The organism is Oleiphilus sp. HI0080 (genome assembly GCF_001635135.1).
The window spans coordinates 1-495 of the sequence record NZ_LWFU01000176.1 but is presented as its reverse complement, the minus strand read 5'-3'; the positions used below and the strand labels follow the sequence as shown (position 1 = coordinate 495).

Below are 495 nucleotides of genomic sequence, written 5' to 3'. Positions count from 1 at the left end.
CAATGAGCGCGTTAACTGGCCAAGCCGGTTTGACGATTGATCTAGAAACAAAATACACGATCGGCGAATTTATGTATAAAGACGCTGGTAGTATATTTTTGAATGGCATTAGTTTTGGTGCAAATGAAAACGTTGATCCTGGTGGTTATTTCGATAATGTTCGCGTGAAACTCGATATTGCGGGTTCTGGCCTGATCGATCCGGCAAACGGTATCGCAGACAATTATCTTGAAACCGGTTTTTCAGGCGTCAGAAAAGTAGCGGAAATTCAAGCGCTTGCAGCGTCTGCTGCGGGTAACACGGATGAAACTAAGTTTTTGGACGCGCAGTCAGGTCAGATCACGGTTGCCGATGCGGTATCTTCGGGTCTAATTCAGTCAAACGCGACCACAACAGGTCCTATGTCGATTGATAGTAAAAAGACCTATGGTGATGGCGACTTACTGATCCACGTTAGCTATAAAGATGCGTGGGAGAAGCTTGGCGGCTTAGACG

General features: G+C 46.1%; 1 protein-coding gene. It reads left to right on the top strand.

Annotated elements, in window-relative coordinates; translation table 11 throughout:
• A partial coding sequence (locus tag A3751_RS22490) for a DUF6160 family protein (RefSeq protein ID WP_197466104.1) occupies window positions 1-495 on the top strand: 495 nt, incomplete at both ends.